We start from the raw sequence: 16,508 nt of genomic DNA, 5'->3' as shown, positions 1-16,508 counted from the left end.
GCTAGCTGCCTCTGCCAGGAGACAGGCTGCCGCCCATCCCGGCTTTTGCCCCACTGGCGTCTTTTGTGACGCCGTTCACGGGTTAAGTCGCCAGCGCCAGGATGCTCGCCTGGTACGCCGCGGCAAAGCTGTCGAAATCCCCCTGTTCCTCGGCTTCCATATCCGCCTGATCACGCAGCGACTGGGCGGCCGCTGCCTCGAAGGCGGCTTGTTGCTCGGCTGACAGTGGCTGGCTGCGGAAATAGTCGGCATGGGCCTGGCTCTGGCGCAGGGCGAAGTCGCGGAAACGTTCACCGGCCTGCAACTGGGCGAGTACCTGGGCCGAGGGCGTCAGGGCCGGGTCGGCGACCTTGGCGCGCTGGGCGTCCAGGGCCTGGCGGTGATACCCGGCATCCTGGCTGCGGTCGAGCAGGTCGGCGAGGCTGGCGATTTGCTCAAGCAATTCGTCGGCCCATGCCTGCAGGCCGATGGCCTGACCGTCGCGTTGCAATTGCAGGCCCGGCAGGCGGCCTTCCTTGACCACGCTGAGGAAGTTGTCGGTGCAGGCGTGGCACTCGTCGCCGCCCAGCGGCGGGCTGTCCTGCAGGGCACAGAACAGCAGGAAGGCGTCGAGAAAGCGTGCTTCGCTCAGGTCGATACCCAGCGGCAGGAAGGGGTTGATGTCCAGGCAGCGTACTTCCACGTATTGCACGCCACGGGCCATCAGCGCCTGGATCGGCCGTTCGCCACTGTAGGTCACGCGCTTGGGGCGGATGTTGGAGTAGTACTCGTTTTCGATCTGCAGAATGTTGCTGTTGAGCTGCAGCCACTCGCCGTCCTTCTTGGTGCCCATGGCCACATAGGGCGCATAAGGCGTGCCGACGGCCTGGCGCAGGCTGTCGGTGTAGCTGACCAGGTCGTTGTAGCAGGGCGTCAGGCCGGCCTGGGCCTCGCTCTGGTAGCCCAGGTCGCTCATGCGCAGGCTGGTGGCGTAGGGCAGGTAGAGGGTATCGGCATCCAGGCTCTGCAACTGGTGCGGGCGGCCGCGCATAAAGCTGCTGTCCAGTGCCGGCGAGGCGCCGAACAGGTACATCAGCAACCAGCTGTAACGGCGGAAGTTACGGATCAGCGCGATATAACGCGCCGACTGGTAGTCGCGTGCGCTGCTGCTGTCGCCTTCGGCGGCTTGCAGCACCTGCCACAGGGCCTCGGGCAGGGAGAAGTTGTAGTGGATGCCGGCGATGCACTGCATGGTCTTGCCGTAACGCAGGGCCAGGCCCTTGCGGTAGACGTACTTGAGCTTGCCGATATGCGAGTCGCCATAGCGGGCGATGGGAATGGTCGCCTCGTCCGGCAAGGGGCAGGGCATCGACGGGCTCCACAGGTATTCGCCGTCGAGCTGGCTGACGGCGAAACGGTGGATGCGCTCCAGGTCGGCCAGGGTTTGCGCCGGGTCGGTCTCGGTTGGGGTGATGAACTCCAGCAGCGACTCGGAATAGTCCGTGGTGATCTGCGGGTGGGTGAGGGCCGCGCCCAGCGCCTGAGGGTGGGGGGTCAGGGCGAGCTGGCCCTGGCTGTCGACCCGTAGGCATTCGCGCTCGATGCCATGCAGGCACTGGCCCAGCAGGGACAGGTTGGCCGGCTGACCCAGCAGGGTCAGGCGACGGGAAAGAAGATCGCTCAAGATGTAGTTCCTAGCTGGCAGGCGCCGCAGGGCGGGCAATCGCCACAATATGGGGGGCAGAGCGACAAGCTTCAAGCGTCAGATCGCAAGATAATGCCAAAGCCTAAAGGCCTGTAGGCGCGAATTAATTCGCGCCTACGCGTCCCGTTAAATGCAGGCGAAGGTGCCTTGCGCCTTGGCGATCAGCTTGTCGTCCTGCCACACCTCGGCTTCGACAACCTGGGTGCGGCGCCCGGCATGCAGCACTTTGGCATGGCACAGCACGCTGCCTTCGCTGACCGGGCGGATGTAGTTGATCTTGCATTCCAGGGTCACGCTGCTTGGGCCGCCATCGCCCAGGCTGTGGCTGGCCTGGCCCATGGCGGTGTCGATCAGCGAGAACAGCGCGCCGCCATGCAGCTTGCCGTGCAGGTTGCGCAGGTCATCGGTGAGGCTCAGGCGCACGCGCGCCTCGCCGCCGCCGACCTGGAGAATGTCCAGGCCGAGCAGGCGGGAAAAGGCGCTGCTGGCGCCGCTGCGGGTCGTTTCGTTCATTTCTTCAACTGCTTGGCATTGGCGAACAGAGCGGCCATGCCGCCGCTGGCGGGGGCGGGTTTGTCCTGGCTGGAGTGGCGTTCGCTGCGCGGCGCACTGCCACGGTTGCCGCCACGCGGCCCTTCGACTTTCTCGCCGGGGGTGTCGCCCATGCGCATCGACAGGGCGATACGGTTACGCGGAATGTCGACTTCCATCACCTTGACCTTGACCACATCGCCGGCCTTGACCGCCTCGTGCGGGTCTTTGATGAACTTCTCTGACAGCGCACTGATGTGCACCAGGCCGTCCTGGTGCACGCCGATGTCGACAAAGGCGCCGAAGTTGGTGACGTTGGTCACCACGCCTTCGAGGACCATGCCCAGCTCCAGGTCCTTGAGGGTTTCCACGCCATCCTGGAAGGCGGCGGTCTTGAACTCCGGGCGCGGGTCACGGCCGGGTTTTTCCAGCTCGCTGAGGATGTCGCCGATGGTTACCAGGCCGAATTTCTCGTCGGTGAAGGCTTTCGGGTCAAGGCGCTTGAGAAAGACCGCGTCGCCGATCAGCGAGCGGATGTCGCGGCCGGTGTCGGCGGCGATGCGTTGCACCAGCGGGTAGGTTTCCGGGTGCACGGCCGAGGCGTCCAACGGGTTGTCGCCGTTCATCACACGCAAAAAGCCCGCGGCTTGTTCGAACGTCTTGTCGCCCAGACGCGGCACCTTTTTCAGAGCCTCGCGGCTGGGGAAGGCGCCGTGGGCGTCGCGGTGCGCGACGATGTTCTGTGCCAGGGTGCTGTTGAGCCCGGAGATACGCGCCAGCAGGGCGGCGGAGGCGGTGTTCACATCAACGCCGACAGCGTTCACGCAGTCTTCGACCACTGCGTCCAGGGAGCGCGCCAGCTTGAGCTGGGAGACGTCGTGCTGGTATTGGCCGACGCCAATGGATTTCGGGTCGATCTTCACCAGCTCGGCCAGCGGGTCTTGCAGACGCCGGGCGATGGACACCGCGCCACGCAGCGAGACGTCCATCTCCGGGAATTCCTTGGCCGCCAGTTCCGAGGCGGAATACACCGAGGCGCCGGCTTCGCTGACCATGACCTTGGTCAGGTTCAGGCCTGGCAGTTTCTTGATCAGGTCGGCGGCGAGCTTGTCGGTCTCGCGGCTGGCGGTGCCATTGCCGATCGAAATCAGGTCCACGGCGTGCTTGGCACACAGCTTGGCCAGCACGGCCAGGGTGCCATCCCAGTCGTTGCGCGGCGCATGGGGGTAAACGGTGGCGGTTTCCAGCACCTTGCCGGTGGTGTCGACCACGGCCACCTTGCAGCCGGTACGCAGGCCGGGGTCGAGCGCCAGGGTCGCCCGCGGGCCTGCCGGGGCGGCCAGCAGCAGGTCGTGCAGGTTACGCGCGAAGACGTTGATCGCCTCGTCTTCGGCCTTCTCGCGCAGCTCGCCGAGCAGGTCGGTTTCCAGGTGGGTGTAGAGCTTGACCTTCCAGGTCCAGCGCACCACTTCGCCGAGCCATTTGTCGGCCGCGCGGCCCTGATTGGCGATGCCGAAACGCTCGGCAATCATCAGCTCGCCGGGGTGCAGGGTGCCGGGCAGTTCTTCGCCGACCTTGAGGCTGGCGCTGAGGATGCCTTCGTTACGCCCACGGAAAATCGCCAGGGCGCGGTGCGAGGGGGCGAGCTTGAGCGGCTCGTCATGCTCGAAGTAATCGCGGAACTTGGCGCCCTCGACCTCTTTGCCCGGGATCAGGCGGGCGCTCAGGGTGGCGTGTTCCTTGAGGAAGCTGCGCAGGTTGCTGAGCAGGTTGGCGTCTTCGGCGAAGCGCTCCATAAGAATGTACTTGGCGCCTTCGAGTACCGCCTTGGTGTCGGCGAAGCCCTTCTCGGCATCGATAAAGCGCGCGGCTTCGTTTTCCGGCGTCAGGCTGGGGTCGTTGAACAGCGTATCGGCCAGCTCACCCAGGCCGGCTTCCAGGGCGATCTGGCCCTTGGTGCGGCGCTTCTGCTTATAAGGCAGGTAGAGGTCTTCGAGGCGCGTCTTGGTGTCGGCCAGGTTGATCTCGCGGGTCAGCTCGGGGGTCAGCTTGCCCTGTTCCTCGATGCTCGCCAGGATGCTGGCGCGGCGATCGTCCAGTTCGCGCAGGTAGCGCAGGCGCTCTTCCAGGTTGCGCAGTTGGGTGTCATCGAGGCTGCCGGTGACTTCCTTGCGGTAGCGCGCAATAAACGGGACGGTCGAGCCTTCGTCGAGCAAGGCCACCGCGGCGGCTACTTGTTGCGGGCGCACGCCCAGTTCTTCGGCGATGCGGTTGTTGATGCTGAGCATATAAAGAAGCTACCCACACTGGAACGAAAAACCGGCCACGCAGACTACGGGCCAGACACGAAAGTCGCGCATTATAAACACCGTGGTGCGAGGTGCTGGGACCGTTCGGGGAAAAATCTGCTAACAATGGATGGCGCGCCCGATAGGGCGCCTGAGCCATAATGCCGACGTTTGGAGCCCGCTGGCGCCGTTGCGTTCGGTGGTTTCTCGGTCAAGGAGCTTCTATGAGCAGCACGGCGGTAGCGGTTGAAGGCGAAAAAATTCTGATTGTCGACGACGACGCTCGGCTGCGTCGGCTGCTCGAACGCTTCTTCGACGAGCAGGGGTATCGGGTACGCGCGGTCGAGAACGTCGAGCAGATGGATCGTCTGCTGGCCCGCGAATTATTCAATCTGGTGGTGCTCGACCTGATGCTGCCGGGCGAGGACGGCTTGTCCGCCTGCCGCCGCCTGCGTGAGGGCGGTAATCAGATTCCGATCATCATGCTCACCGCCAAGGGTGACGAGGGCAGCCGGATTCAGGGCCTGGAACTGGGCGCTGACGATTACCTGGCCAAGCCGTTCAATCCGCGCGAGTTGCTGGCGCGGATCAAGGCTGTGCTGCGCCGCCAGGCGCCCGTGGTGCCTGGTGCACCCGGTGCCGAAGACGAAAGCGTCAGTTTCGGCGAGTACGAACTGTCGTTGGCCACCCGCGAGCTGAAGAAGGGTGAGGAAGTGCACATGCTCACCACCGGCGAGTTCGCCGTGCTCAAGGCGCTGGTGCAGCATGCGCGCGAGCCGCTGACCCGCGACAAGCTGATGAACCTGGCCCGTGGTCGCGAGTGGGATGCGTTGGAACGCTCCATCGACGTGCAGATTTCCCGCCTGCGCCGGCTGATCGAGCCGGACCCGTCCAAGCCGCGTTATATCCAGACGGTCTGGGGCGTGGGCTATGTGTTCGTGCCGGATGGCAATAAGTGATGCTGCAAGCGACAAGCCTCAAGCGGCAAGTGCTTGTGCTGTGCGTGGGCGCTTGCAGCTTGCAGCTTGAGGCTTGCCCTTGATGCAAGCCCCACTCTGGTTCCCGCAAAGCTTCTTCTCGCGCATGCTCTGGCTGGTGCTGATCGTCGTGCTGTTTTCCAAGGCGCTGACGCTGGTCTACCTGATGATGAACGAGGATGTGCTGGTCGACCGCCAATACAGCCATGGTGCGGCCCTTACTCTGCGTGCCTATTGGGCAGCAGACCCGGAGGACCGGGCGACCATCGCTGAGGCGGCCGGGCTCAAACGCGTGCCCTATGCCGAAGTGCCCGCCAGCGAGCAGCATTGGCCGTACAGCGAAATCTTCCAGCGGCAGATGCAATCCGAGCTGGGCCCCGATACCGAGGTGCATGTTCGGGCCAAGAGCCCGCCGGCGCTCTGGGTGCATGCGCCGACATTGGGCGAGGACTGGTTGCGGGTGCCGCTGTACCCGCACCCGCTGCGTGGGCAGCGAATCTGGAGTGTGCTCGGCTGGTTCCTGGGCATCGGCTTGTTATCCACTGCTGCGGCCTGGATTTTCGTGCGGCAGATGAGTGCACCGCTCAAGCGCCTGGTTTTCGCCGCCCGGCAGATCGGCCAGGGGCGTAGCGTGCGCCTGCCGGTTGGCGACACACCGAGCGAGATGACCGAGGTGTATCGCGCGTTCAACCAGATGGCCGAGGACGTCGAGCAGGGCGCGCGCGAGCGCGAATTGATGCTGGCCGGGGTGTCCCATGACCTGCGTACACCGCTGACGCGCCTGCGTCTGTCATTGGAGTTTCTCAACAGCGACTCCGAGCTGACCGAGGATATGGTTCGCGATATCGAGGACATGGATGCAATTCTTGACCAGTTCCTGGCCTTTATCCGCGATGGCCGCGATGAGCCCGTGGAGAACCTCGACCTGCTGGCGTTGATCCGTGAGGTGGTGGCGCCCTACAACCAGCAGCAGGAGCTGGTGCGCCTGTGCCTGGAGCCGGTGCCGGTCTTCCCGCTGCGGCGGGTGTCGATGAAGCGCCTGCTGGTCAATCTGATCGAGAACGCCCTGCGCTATGGCGGCAATGCAGTGGAGGTGGCGGTTTCGGTTGCCGGTGACAGCAGTGCGCCTTATGTGGTGCTCAGCGTGCTCGACCGTGGCGCCGGGATCAATCCGGCTGAGCTGGGCAGCATCTTCAACCCGTTCATCCGCGGCGATCGGGCCCGGGGCGGCAAAGGCGCTGGTTTGGGCTTGGCGATCGTCAAACGCATTGCCGCCTTGCACGGCGGCAGTGTCGAGCTGCGTAATCGCTCCGGTGGTGGTCTGGAGGCGCGCGTTTGCCTGCCGTTGGGGTTATTGCTACCACGCGACGCCGCCTGACCCTGGAGACACTTTGGTGTCGGGCAGTCAGGCCCGTCTGCACGCTTGCACACGCGGCCGGCGCGCGGCATTGTGTGCTGCGTCACCTTCTTAGGTCGCATACCCAGCAGGCGCTGCCGCGCCTTGGCAGATGACCTACCCCGCATCCCATCTCCGTGTTTCGCCAGAGGTTCGCATGCCGGCTGCCCCCGCTCTGCCCAGATGGACCTGGTGGTTGCCCTTGCCGTTGTTCCATCTGGCCACCTGGCTTGCGTTAGCCTCGCAATTTGCTGATGGGGCAGCATTGCTTTATGTGCCGTTCGCCCTGGCTCTGGTGCTGTGCCTGTGGTGGGGGCCGCGCGTACTGCCGGCGATGTACCTCAATGCGTTGCTGAGTATTCCTCTCTGGGGCCTCGACTGGCAGTGGGCGCCGCTGTATGCCATCCCGGAGACCGTCGGGGTGGGTCTGGCGTGGCTGCTGTTGCGCCGCCGTCCCTTCGATGCTGCCCTGGCGGACCTGCCCGGGTTATTGCGCTTCTGTGCCCTGGGTGTTTTTGTGCCGGTTGTACTGGTGTCTGTGGGTGTTCAGGGCAATCTGTGGCTGACGGGGCACCTGCCGACCGAGGATCTGCTGGTCGGCATATCCACGTTGATACTGGCCGATAGCCTTATTTCGTTGGCGCTGGCCACGCCTCTGCTGGTGTATGTCACGCCTTGGATGCGCCGCTGTGGCTGGGTGTTGCAGCCCGGTATCACAGCGCTGCCGGTTGCGCTGCGCCGGGCACCACCCTGGTACCTGTTGTTGGCCCTGATGGTGGGGTTGCCTTGGCTGCTCGGCTGGCTCCCCCTGACCCTCAATCTGCCATTGCTGGGGGTGGTGATGCTGGCCCTGGCACTGGTCTGGGGCATGGCGGGGGCGCTATGCGGCGCTTTGCTCAGTGTTCTGCTGGTGCTGGTGCTGCCCCTGGTCGTCGGTGCCAGCGAGGCCGCCGCCTGGCTTGATCCGCAGCGCCTGGAAATGCACCTGAGCGTGCTGCTGTTTATGCTCGCCTCATTGCTTATCGGCCGTAGCCTGAGTGATCTGCGCCAAGCACTGCAGCACAGTGCCCAGGTGCAGCAACAACTGACGCTGGCCCACCTGGCGCTGGATGCCAGCCCGCTGGGGGTGTCGATTGCTGATGCACGTACCTCCGGTCTACCGGTGATCTACAGCAACCCGGCATTGGCGCGTATCACCGGTTATGGGCGTGAGGAAAGCCTGGGCAGTGACAGCCTGACGCGCTTGCAGGACGAGCGCCCAGAGAGTGAACTGCCACGGCTGCAGCAGGCGATTCATCGCGGCGAGCCCTGCCAGGTGGTGCTGCGTAACCAGCGCAAGGATGGTCGTGCCTTCTGGAATGAGCTGATCCTCGCGCCGCTACATGATGGCGAAGGCGTCAGCCATTTCGTCGCCCTGCAGAACGATGTCACCGCTCGTGAAGAGCTGGCCGAGCAGGTCGCCCGGCAGCGGCGCGAGCTGCTACGCCAGAGCCATTTGTTCAGCCAGACCGAGCATATCGCCAGCCTCGGTGGATGGATGCTTGATGTGGCCGACCTGAGCATGTACTGGAGTCTGGGCTGCTTTCGCATTTATGAGCTGGACCCCAAGGGGGCGGCGCCTTCACTCAACCAGGCGCTGGACTACCTGGATGCCAATGGTCGTGTACTGGCACAGCAAGTCTCGCAACGCTTGCAGGATGGTCGTGATCAATTCGACATCGAGGTCCGCCTGATCACTGCGCGCGGGCGCTCGCGCTGGGTGCGCATACGCGGTGTGGCCGAGCGTGACGGTGAGGCACTGGTACGCGTGTATGGCGCGGTGCAGGACGTCAGTTCCCGCAGGCGCACCGAGCAACAGTTGCGCGAGCGCGACGAGCGCCTACGGCTATTCTTCGAGGCCCCTTTGCTGGGTATGGCCCTGACCAGCCCCAGCTATGGCTGGGAAGAGGTCAACGCCAAGCTGTGCAGCATTCTTGGACGCACCACGGAGCAGTTGCTGGCCTCTAGCTGGGAGGAGCTTTCCCAGCCGGATGATTGGCTGGTCGAGCAGCGCCTGCTCGACGATGTACTGGCCGGTGTGCGTGAGGGCTATGAGCTGGACAAGCGCTTTTTGCGTCCGGACGGCAGCCTGGTCCACACCCGAACCAACCTGCGCGCCGTGCGCCTGGCCAGCGGGCGGGTGAGCATGTTCCTGCTGCTGGTCGAGGACATCAGCGCCCGCTACGAGGCTGAAGCCCGTTACCGCACAATGATCGAGCATGCGCCGGAGGCGATCATGCTGTTCGCCCCACGGGGTGGCGTGATCGACTGTAACGAGAACGCCATGCGCCTGTTCCGTTGCAGCCGCGAGGACCTCCTCGGCAAGACCATACTCGAGCTCAGCCCACAGCGGCAGGCGGACGGCCAGCTTTCTGCTGCGCTGGACGGGCGCTACCTGCGTGATGCCAGTGCCGGGCAGGCGCCGGTATTCGAGTGGCTGCACCGCGACAGCGCCGGGCGTCAGGTGCCCTGTGAGGTTCGCCTGGTGCGGCTGCCGGGGGACCAGGAGCTGATTCGCTGCAGCATCACCGATATTTCCGAACGCCAGCGTTACCAGCGTGAAATCGAGCGGTTGGCCTACAGCGACGAATTGACCGGGTTGCCTAATCGTCGCCTGCTGCTCGATCGCCTGCAGCACGCCATGGATCGCGAGCTGCGCGAAGGCAGTCTGGGCGCATTGCTGTTTATCGACCTGGACCATTTCAAGACGGTCAACGACAGCCTCGGCCACCTGGTGGGTGATGGCTTGTTGCGTGAGGTGACCGTACGCCTTGCCGGCAGCCTGCGCGCCGAGGACACCTTGGCACGCATGGGCGGCGACGAGTTTGTGGTGCTGCTCGAAGGGCTCGACAACGACGCCCAGGTGGCGGCCGAGCACGCGGCGCTGACCGCCGAAAAACTGCTGGAGAGCCTCAAGGGCAGTTGCTGGATCGATGGCCACGAACTGTCGATCAGCGCCAGTATCGGTATTGCCCTGCACCCCTTTGGCGAGCAAGTGGCGGCCGATGTACTCAAGCAAGCCGATACGGCGATGTACCGGGCCAAGCACGCCGGGCGCAACGCCCTGCACTTTTTCGCCCCGGCCATGCAGGCCGCCATCGACCAGCGCCTGCAACTGCAGGGCGAGTTGCGCCAGTCGATCCAGCGCGGCCAACTGTATCTGGTGTTCCAGCCGCAGCTGGCCCTCGATACCGGGCAGGTGGCGGGCGCCGAGGTACTGCTGCGTTGGTTGCACCCGGAGCGCGGCGATATTCCACCGGATCAGTTTATCCCGCTGGCCGAAGAAACCGGGTTGATCCAGGATATCGGCCACTGGGTGCTGGAGCAGTCATGTGCCGCCCTGGCGCGTTGGCTGCCGCGTTATCCCAAGCTGGTTCTGGCGGTCAACCTGAGCCCGCGCGAACTGCGCCAGGAAGACTGTGTGGCACGTGTGCATGCCTGCCTGGCGCGCTACCAATTGCCCCATGCGGCGTTGGAGCTGGAAATCACCGAAGGGGTGCTGCTCGAGGACGTCGAACTGTGCATTGCCAACATGCTGGCCTTGCGCGCCTCGGGTATTCGCTTTGCCATCGACGATTTCGGCACCGGCTACTCGTCACTGACCTACCTCAAGCGCCTACCGCTGGATCGATTGAAGATCGACCGCAGTTTTATTCAGGACCTGGACGGTGACGGCAGTGACCTGATGCTGGTGCAGACCATCCTGATGATCGCCTGCAACCTGGGGCTGGAGTGTGTCGCCGAGGGCATCGAGACCGCGCAGCAGTTCGAGGTGCTGCGCGCCCACGGTTGTGAGCTGGGGCAGGGCTTTCACTTTGGGGTGCCGATGCGCGAAGCGGCCTTCCTCGAATGGCTGGGCGCGCGAAGTTAACCTTTACCCTTGGTGCGGGTCAGGTGTGGGCCGCCGTTCTTTTCCAGGTACTGAATGACCAGGCTGGCGACATCCTTGCCGGTGGTGGTTTCGATACCTTCCAGGCCCGGCGAGGAGTTCACTTCCATGACCAGCGGGCCGTGGTTGGAACGCAGGATATCGACGCCGGCCACCGACAGGCCCATGACCTTGGCGGCGCGGATCGCGGTCATGCGTTCTTCCGGGGTGATCTTGATCAGGCTGGCGCTGCCGCCGCGGTGCAGGTTGCTGCGGAACTCGCCGGGCTTGGCCTGGCGCTTCATCGCCGCGATCACCTTGTCGCCGACCACCAGGCAGCGGATGTCTGCGCCGCCGGCTTCCTTGATGTATTCCTGCACCATGATGTTCTGCTTGAGGCCCATAAAGGCCTCGATCACCGACTCGGCCGCCTTCTCGGTTTCGCAGAGCACCACGCCGATACCCTGGGTGCCTTCGAGCACCTTGATCACCAGGGGCGCGCCGTTGACCATGGCGATCAGGTCGGGAATATCGTCGGGGGAGTGGGCAAAGCCGGTCACTGGCAAGCCGATGCCGCGGCGCGAGAGCAATTGCAGGGAGCGCAGCTTGTCACGCGAACGGGCGATGGCCACCGACTCGTTGAGCGGGAACACGCCCATCATCTCGAACTGGCGCAACACCGCGCAGCCATAGAAGGTCACCGAGGCGCCGATACGCGGGATCACCGCGTCGAAGCCCTCCAGCGGCTGGCCGCGGTAGTGGATCTGCGGCTTGTGGCTGGCGATGTTCATATACGCCCGCAGGGTGTCGATCACCACCACTTCATGGCCCCGCTGCTGACCGGCTTCGACCAGGCGGCGGGTGGAATACAGGCGCGGGTTGCGCGACAGCACGGCGATCTTCATGGGGCGTCCGAGAATTGAGCGAGCGTTGGTTTGTCTTGTACGTAGGTTTGCGCCGGGTTCACCAGCAGGCAGCCGTCAACCAGCGCCTTGCTGCCCAGCAGCACGCGGTAGCGCATGGTCTTGCGGCAGGCGAGGGTGAACTCCACCGGCCAGCTGCGGGTACCGAGCGTTAGCAAGGTACGGATCACGTAGCGGCTCTGGGCGTGGCCATTGGAGCTTCTGATGATCTTGACCGACACCCGTGGTGCCTCGCAGCGGTGGCGGCGCTGCACCAGGGTGCCCAGGTGCGCGGTGAAGCGTACCCAAGGCTGGCCATCGCGCTCGAACGGCTGGATATCGCTGGCATGCAGGCAGGAAGTGCTGGCGCCGGTGTCGATCTTGGCGCGCAGGCCAACGATGCCGAGCTCCGGCAGGTTGATCCATTCGCGCAGGCCGATTACGCCGAGTTGGTCAAAAGTCTTCAAAGTGGGGGTGGTCCTCGTTTCCCGGCATTCTAGGGTCTGCACACGCCACTCGGCGAGAGGGCTCGCATGGCAATGCTGCAAGCGGGTAGGGTAGCTGGCCTTTATGACAACGGCCGCAAACAAAAGATGCGGCTTTAAACAGGAGTGAACGCACCCACGATGACGGCTAAAGACGACGACAAGGTCCGCCTGGACAAGTGGTTATGGGCGGCACGCTTTTATAAGACCCGGGCGCTGGCCAAGGCGGCCATCGAGGGCGGCAAGGTGCACCACCGCGGTGAGCGCTGCAAACCGGGCAAAGAGCCTCGGGTTGGCGACGAATACGTGCTGCGCAGCGGCTTCGAGTCGCGCACCGTGGTGGTGCTGGCGTTGTCGGCGGTGCGCCGCGGCGCGCCCGAGGCGCAGTTGCTCTACCGCGAAACCGAGGAGAGTGTGGTGCGCCGCGAGCAGGCCGCCGCGCTGCGCAAGGCCGGCGGCCTGGGCATGCAGACCGACGGCAGGCCGAGCAAGAAGCAGCGCCGCCAGTTGCAACATTTCAGTGACGCCCAGCAGGTGGTGCACCCCTGGGCGGATGAGGACTGAATGGCCTCAGCGAGGCTGCAGCACGCTCAGGCGCCCTATAACCGGCAGGGCGACCAAGGGCCTGAGCAGCGGCTGCACCAGGCGCTCAAGGTGTTGCGCTGCCCAGCCGGCCAGCGGTGTGTAACCGCCCCAGGCCAGGCCCAGCAGGCTTAGCAGCACACCGCCGACCAGTGCATCCGAAGCCCAGTGCGCCCCTGCGACCAGGCGTGGCATGACAAACAGCAGGGCCAGCGCCCAGACCAGTAGCAGGCGCCAGCCGTGGGCAGCACCGCTGAGGAACAGCGCCCAAAGTAGCAGCACCGAAGCATGGTCACCCGGAAAGCTGCGACTGGCGCTGTCCTTCATATTCCAGCGGGCTTCCCATTCGGGGAACAGTTCGCTCAGGCGCGCGGCGCCCTCGACCACCAGTGAGGCGCTCGGACGTTGCCAGTCCAGCAGGCGTACCAGGTCGGCAAAACCCACGCGGATCAGTAGCATCACCAGCAAGGTGGTGACAAAGGCGAACAGTGCCAGGCGCACCTGTTCGGAGCGCAGCACCAGGCCGCCCTTGAGCATTATGGCCAGCATCACCACGCCGACACCCAGGTCCACCGGACGCATGCTGCCAATGGCCCAGATATGAGCCCAGAGCCCGGCGTCATGCACGGGCGCGTTGAGCAGGTGGAACAGCGCCAGGTCCAGGGCGTCCCAGTAGACGCGGGTGACGGGCCAGCGCCAGCTGACCAGCAGCAGGATTGCGATCAGGTGGCAGAACAACAACGGGCGCAGGCGCCAACGGCGGTCGAGGCAGTCGGGAAACATGCTGGATATCCTCCTTGAATAGGTCGCTTCGTGCGGGGCGGGCGCGGATTCTAGAGAGCTCGCGCGTGCTGCGGACCGGCAACGGGCCTCTCGTTCAGCCGCGGTTCAGCTTTGGGCGACGGGCGGTGACCGCGTGCGTTCGGCGCATACCCCTTGGTTGAGGGCGCATTTGTGCCTAAAATCACTCGCCTTCCCGGTCGCGACCGGATGGCGCCCCGCCTTCAAAGCCTGCCGCCGCTGCCCGCGCGATCTTCTTGATGCCGTATTCCTGCAGGCGAGTTTGCGATGACCGATTTCACTCAACGCTTTCTGTTCGACGACACCGATGTGCGCGGCGAACTGGTCAGCCTGGAAGCCAGCTATCAGCATGTGCTGGCCAAGCATGCCTACCCGCAGCCGGTAGCGCAGTTGCTCGGCGAGCTGCTGGCAGCCGCTTCGCTGCTGGTCGGCACCCTCAAGTTCGAGGGCCTGCTGATTCTCCAGGCGCGTTCCGAAGGCGCAGTGCCGCTGCTGATGGTCGAGTGCTCGAGTGAGGGTGACGTGCGCGGCATCGCCCGCTACCACGCCGAGCAGATTGGCGCTGACGCCGGCCTGGCCGAGCTGATGCCAGAGGGCGTGTTGGCGATGACCATCGACCCGACCCAGGGCCAGCGTTACCAGGGCATAGTGGCCCTGGATGGTTTCAACCTGGCCGAGTGCTTCACCAACTACTTCGTCACCTCCGAGCAGCTGTCCACCCGGTTCTGGCTCAGCGCCGATGGCCAGCGGGCCCGGGGCCTGCTGCTGCAGCAGTTGCCGGCCGATCGTCTGAAAGACCCGGAAGAGCGTGAGGCCAGCTGGCAGCACGTGGCGACCCTGGCCGATACCTTGCAGACCGAAGAGTTGCTAGGGCTGGACAACGAAACCCTGCTCTATCGCCTCTACCACGAGGAGCCCCTGCGCCTGTTCGAGCCGCGCGGCCTGCAGTTTCGCTGCAGTTGCTCGCGGGAACGTTCAGCCAATGCACTGGTCAGTCTGGGGCAGGCCGATGCCGAGTTGCTGGTCGAGGAGAACGCCGGCAGCATCGTCATCGATTGTCAGTTCTGTAATGAACGCTACGCCTTCGACGCGGCCGATGTGGCCCAGTTGTTCGCCGGCGGCGGCAGCCAGGCACCGTCTGGCACGCGTCACTGATCGAGCGGGCGTTTAACGCACGATAGACGCAGGCTATTGGATTGGGAGCTGCCAAGGCGCGTTGCTTTCTGGCATACTCCCGCGACTTTTTTACCGCTGTAGTTGAACCTCTGGTTCCACTACACCCGTTCGGAAAACTCGGCCGCCGGCCGACGGGGACCCACATGACGCAAGCCAACACCGCCGTGTACACCGATATCAGCGCCGCTCAACTGGTCGAAGAGGCCATCCGTCGTGGCGAAGGCGAACTGGCCGCCAACGGCTCGCTGGTCGTACGCACCGGCCACCGCACAGGCCGTTCGCCGGCTGACCGCTACATCGTGCAAGAGCCGAGCACCGAGGCGAAAATCGCCTGGGGCGCGATCAACCGCCCATTCCCGGCCGACAAGTTCGATGCCCTGTGGGACCGCGTGCAGGCGTTCTCCGACGCCCAGGACAGCTTCGTTTCCTACGTCCATGTTGGCTCGGCCGAGGCGCACTACCTGCCGGTCAAGATGACCACCGCCACTGCTTGGCAGAACCTCTTTGGTCGTTGCCTGTTCATCGAGCCGGCGCAGTACAACCCGGCGGGCAAGGATGAGTGGCAAGTGCTCAACGTGGCCAATTTCGAGTGCGTGCCCGAGCGTGACGGCACCAACTCCGACGGTTGTGTGATCCTCAATTTCGCCGCTAAAAAAGTGCTGATCGCCGGCATGCGTTACGCCGGTGAAATGAAGAAAGCCATGTTCAGCGTGCAGAACTTCCTGCTGCCCGATGCCGACGTGCTGCCGATGCACTGCGCCGCCAACATCGGTGAAGAAGGCGACGTGACCCTGTTCTTCGGCCTGTCCGGCACTGGCAAGACCACCCTGTCGGCCGATGAGTCGCGCTACCTGATCGGCGACGACGAGCACGGCTGGGGCGTGGGCGTGGTGTTCAACATCGAAGGCGGTTGCTATGCCAAGTGCATCGACCTGTCGGAGAAGAACGAGCCGGTGATCTGGAAAGCCATCCAGTTCGGTGCTGTGCTGGAAAACGTCGTGCTCGACGGCAACCGCGTGCCGGATTACGCCGACGACAGCCTGACCCAGAACAGCCGTGCGGCCTACCCGCTGACCCACGTCGAGAAGCGCAGCGAGCACAACCTCGGCGGCGAGCCGAACGCGGTGATCTTCCTGACCTGCGACCTGACCGGCGTACTGCCGCCGGTGTCGATCCTCAACGAAGAACAGGCGGCTTATCACTTCCTCTCCGGTTACACCGCGCTCGTCGGTTCCACCGAAATGGGCAGTGGCGCCGGCATCAAGTCGACCTTCTCCACCTGCTTTGGCGCGCCGTTCTTCCCGCGTCCGGCGGGCGAGTACGCCGAACTGCTGATCAAGCGCATCCGTGGCTTCGGCTCCAAGGTGTACCTGGTCAACACCGGCTGGACCGGCGGCGGCTACGGCGTGGGCAAGCGCTTCAACATCCCCACCACCCGTGGCGTGATCGCGGCGATCCAGAGCGGCGCCCTGATCGGCACCGAGACCGAGCAACTGCCGATCATCAACCTCAGCGTACCTAAAGCCGTCCCAGGCGTTGAAACCAACTTGCTCAACCCGCGCAATACCTGGGCTGACCAGGCGGCATACGACGAGGCCGCGAAAGGCCTGGCCAAGCTGTTCGTCGAGAACTTCAAGAAGTTCGACGTCAGCGATGCCATCCGCAATGCCGGCCCGCAGCTTTAATAAGTAGCCGCGCGCTGTATAAAAAACCGCCTTCGGGCGGTTTTTTTATGACGCTGTCCCAGTATCCGCGTTGCACGGCGACGATGCTTTTGTA

At 64.4% G+C, this 16,508-nt stretch carries 12 protein-coding genes; 6 read left to right on the top strand and 6 right to left on the bottom strand.

Translation table 11 applies throughout. From position 1 onward, the window contains the following. Nucleotides 1-82: 82 nt before the first annotated feature. From gshA to BMW49_RS05840, 3 genes are all read right to left on the bottom strand, one after another. Entirely contained in the window at nt 83-1,663 is a 1,581-nt protein-coding gene (gene gshA, locus BMW49_RS05850) for a glutamate--cysteine ligase (RefSeq protein WP_069516403.1), read from the bottom strand. Nucleotides 1,664-1,810: 147 nt separating this feature from the next. Beyond that, nucleotides 1,811-2,197 carry a PaaI family thioesterase gene (locus BMW49_RS05845; protein ID WP_069516402.1) on the bottom strand — a complete coding sequence of 129 codons (387 nt, stop codon included), beginning with the start codon at nt 2,195-2,197 and terminating at the stop codon, nt 1,811-1,813. Continuing rightward, the gene (locus BMW49_RS05840; RefSeq protein ID WP_069516401.1) at nt 2,194-4,503 is read right to left on the bottom strand and encodes a Tex family protein; all 2,310 of its coding nucleotides are present in this window, start codon (nt 4,501-4,503) and stop codon (nt 2,194-2,196) included. The genes BMW49_RS05845 and BMW49_RS05840 overlap by 4 nt, the downstream gene beginning before the upstream one ends. A 224-nt stretch (nt 4,504-4,727) precedes the next feature. Here BMW49_RS05840 and ompR point away from each other — a divergent pair, with 224 nt between their 5' ends. The 3 genes from ompR to BMW49_RS05825 all read left to right on the top strand — a co-directional run bounded on the left by ompR (nt 4,728) and on the right by BMW49_RS05825 (nt 10,786). Beyond that, complete coding sequence (ompR, locus tag BMW49_RS05835; protein WP_069516400.1) at nt 4,728-5,462, top strand: osmolarity response regulator transcription factor OmpR; 735 nt, start codon at nt 4,728-4,730, stop codon at nt 5,460-5,462. Between the two features lie 82 nt (nt 5,463-5,544). Next, a complete protein-coding gene (locus tag BMW49_RS05830) occupies nt 5,545-6,858 on the top strand; it encodes an ATP-binding protein (protein WP_069516399.1) in 1,314 nt (437 codons plus the stop codon). 175 nt (nt 6,859-7,033) lie between these two features. After that, nucleotides 7,034-10,786 (top strand): sensor domain-containing protein, encoded by a 3,753-nt coding sequence (locus tag BMW49_RS05825; RefSeq protein ID WP_069516398.1) that lies wholly within the window; start codon nt 7,034-7,036, stop codon nt 10,784-10,786. On the opposite strand, the gene rimK is transcribed toward BMW49_RS05825, so the two are convergent. After that, on the bottom strand, nt 10,783-11,688 hold the full coding sequence (rimK, locus tag BMW49_RS05820; RefSeq protein ID WP_069516397.1) for a 30S ribosomal protein S6--L-glutamate ligase: 906 nt from the start codon (nt 11,686-11,688) through the stop codon (nt 10,783-10,785). The two genes, BMW49_RS05825 and rimK, sit on opposite strands and share 4 nt — an antisense overlap. Further along, nucleotides 11,685-12,152, bottom strand: coding sequence for a retropepsin-like aspartic endopeptidase RimB (gene rimB, locus BMW49_RS05815; RefSeq protein ID WP_069516396.1), 468 nt, complete (start codon nt 12,150-12,152; stop codon nt 11,685-11,687). Before rimB ends, rimK begins: the two co-directional genes overlap by 4 nt. A 159-nt stretch (nt 12,153-12,311) precedes the next feature. Here rimB and BMW49_RS05810 point away from each other — a divergent pair, with 159 nt between their 5' ends. Next, nucleotides 12,312-12,734, top strand: coding sequence for an RNA-binding S4 domain-containing protein (locus BMW49_RS05810; protein WP_069516395.1), 423 nt, complete (start codon nt 12,312-12,314; stop codon nt 12,732-12,734). 6 nt (nt 12,735-12,740) lie between these two features. Here the strand turns inward: BMW49_RS05810 and BMW49_RS05805 are convergent, their stop codons facing one another. Next, nucleotides 12,741-13,535 (bottom strand): phosphatase PAP2 family protein, encoded by a 795-nt coding sequence (locus BMW49_RS05805; protein WP_069516394.1) that lies wholly within the window; start codon nt 13,533-13,535, stop codon nt 12,741-12,743. 285 nt (nt 13,536-13,820) lie between these two features. Between BMW49_RS05805 and hslO the strand changes: the two genes are divergently transcribed. Both hslO and BMW49_RS05795 read left to right on the top strand, forming a co-directional pair. After that, nucleotides 13,821-14,708: an Hsp33 family molecular chaperone HslO gene (gene hslO, locus BMW49_RS05800; protein WP_069516393.1), complete on the top strand. Its 888-nt coding sequence runs from the start codon at nt 13,821-13,823 to the stop codon at nt 14,706-14,708. Nucleotides 14,709-14,872: 164 nt separating this feature from the next. Beyond that, nucleotides 14,873-16,414: a phosphoenolpyruvate carboxykinase gene (locus BMW49_RS05795; protein ID WP_069516392.1), complete on the top strand. Its 1,542-nt coding sequence runs from the start codon at nt 14,873-14,875 to the stop codon at nt 16,412-16,414. Nucleotides 16,415-16,508: the final 94 nt, after the last annotated feature.

Origin of the sequence: Pseudomonas cuatrocienegasensis, assembly GCF_900110925.1 — a bacterium.
Lineage (GTDB): Bacteria > Pseudomonadota > Gammaproteobacteria > Pseudomonadales > Pseudomonadaceae > Aquipseudomonas > Aquipseudomonas cuatrocienegasensis.
The sequence above is the reverse complement of the archived record's forward strand: the minus strand, read 5'-3'. Positions and strand labels throughout refer to the sequence as shown.

What these genes read in the sequence shown, in the direction of transcription:
- BMW49_RS05845 (WP_069516402.1), bottom strand. Translation starts at nt 2,197, where the DNA reads ATGAACGAAACGACCCGCAGCGGCGCCAGCAGCGCCTTTTCCCGCCTG.
- BMW49_RS05840 (WP_069516401.1), bottom strand. Translation starts at nt 4,503, where the DNA reads ATGCTCAGCATCAACAACCGCATCGCCGAAGAACTGGGCGTGCGCCCG.
- ompR (WP_069516400.1), top strand. Translation starts at nt 4,728, where the DNA reads ATGAGCAGCACGGCGGTAGCGGTTGAAGGCGAAAAAATTCTGATTGTC.
- BMW49_RS05830 (WP_069516399.1), top strand. Translation starts at nt 5,545, where the DNA reads ATGCAAGCCCCACTCTGGTTCCCGCAAAGCTTCTTCTCGCGCATGCTC.
- BMW49_RS05825 (WP_069516398.1), top strand. Translation starts at nt 7,034, where the DNA reads ATGCCGGCTGCCCCCGCTCTGCCCAGATGGACCTGGTGGTTGCCCTTG.
- rimK (WP_069516397.1), bottom strand. Translation starts at nt 11,688, where the DNA reads ATGAAGATCGCCGTGCTGTCGCGCAACCCGCGCCTGTATTCCACCCGC.
- BMW49_RS05810 (WP_069516395.1), top strand. Translation starts at nt 12,312, where the DNA reads ATGACGGCTAAAGACGACGACAAGGTCCGCCTGGACAAGTGGTTATGG.
- BMW49_RS05805 (WP_069516394.1), bottom strand. Translation starts at nt 13,535, where the DNA reads ATGTTTCCCGACTGCCTCGACCGCCGTTGGCGCCTGCGCCCGTTGTTG.
- hslO (WP_069516393.1), top strand. Translation starts at nt 13,821, where the DNA reads ATGACCGATTTCACTCAACGCTTTCTGTTCGACGACACCGATGTGCGC.
- BMW49_RS05795 (WP_069516392.1), top strand. Translation starts at nt 14,873, where the DNA reads ATGACGCAAGCCAACACCGCCGTGTACACCGATATCAGCGCCGCTCAA.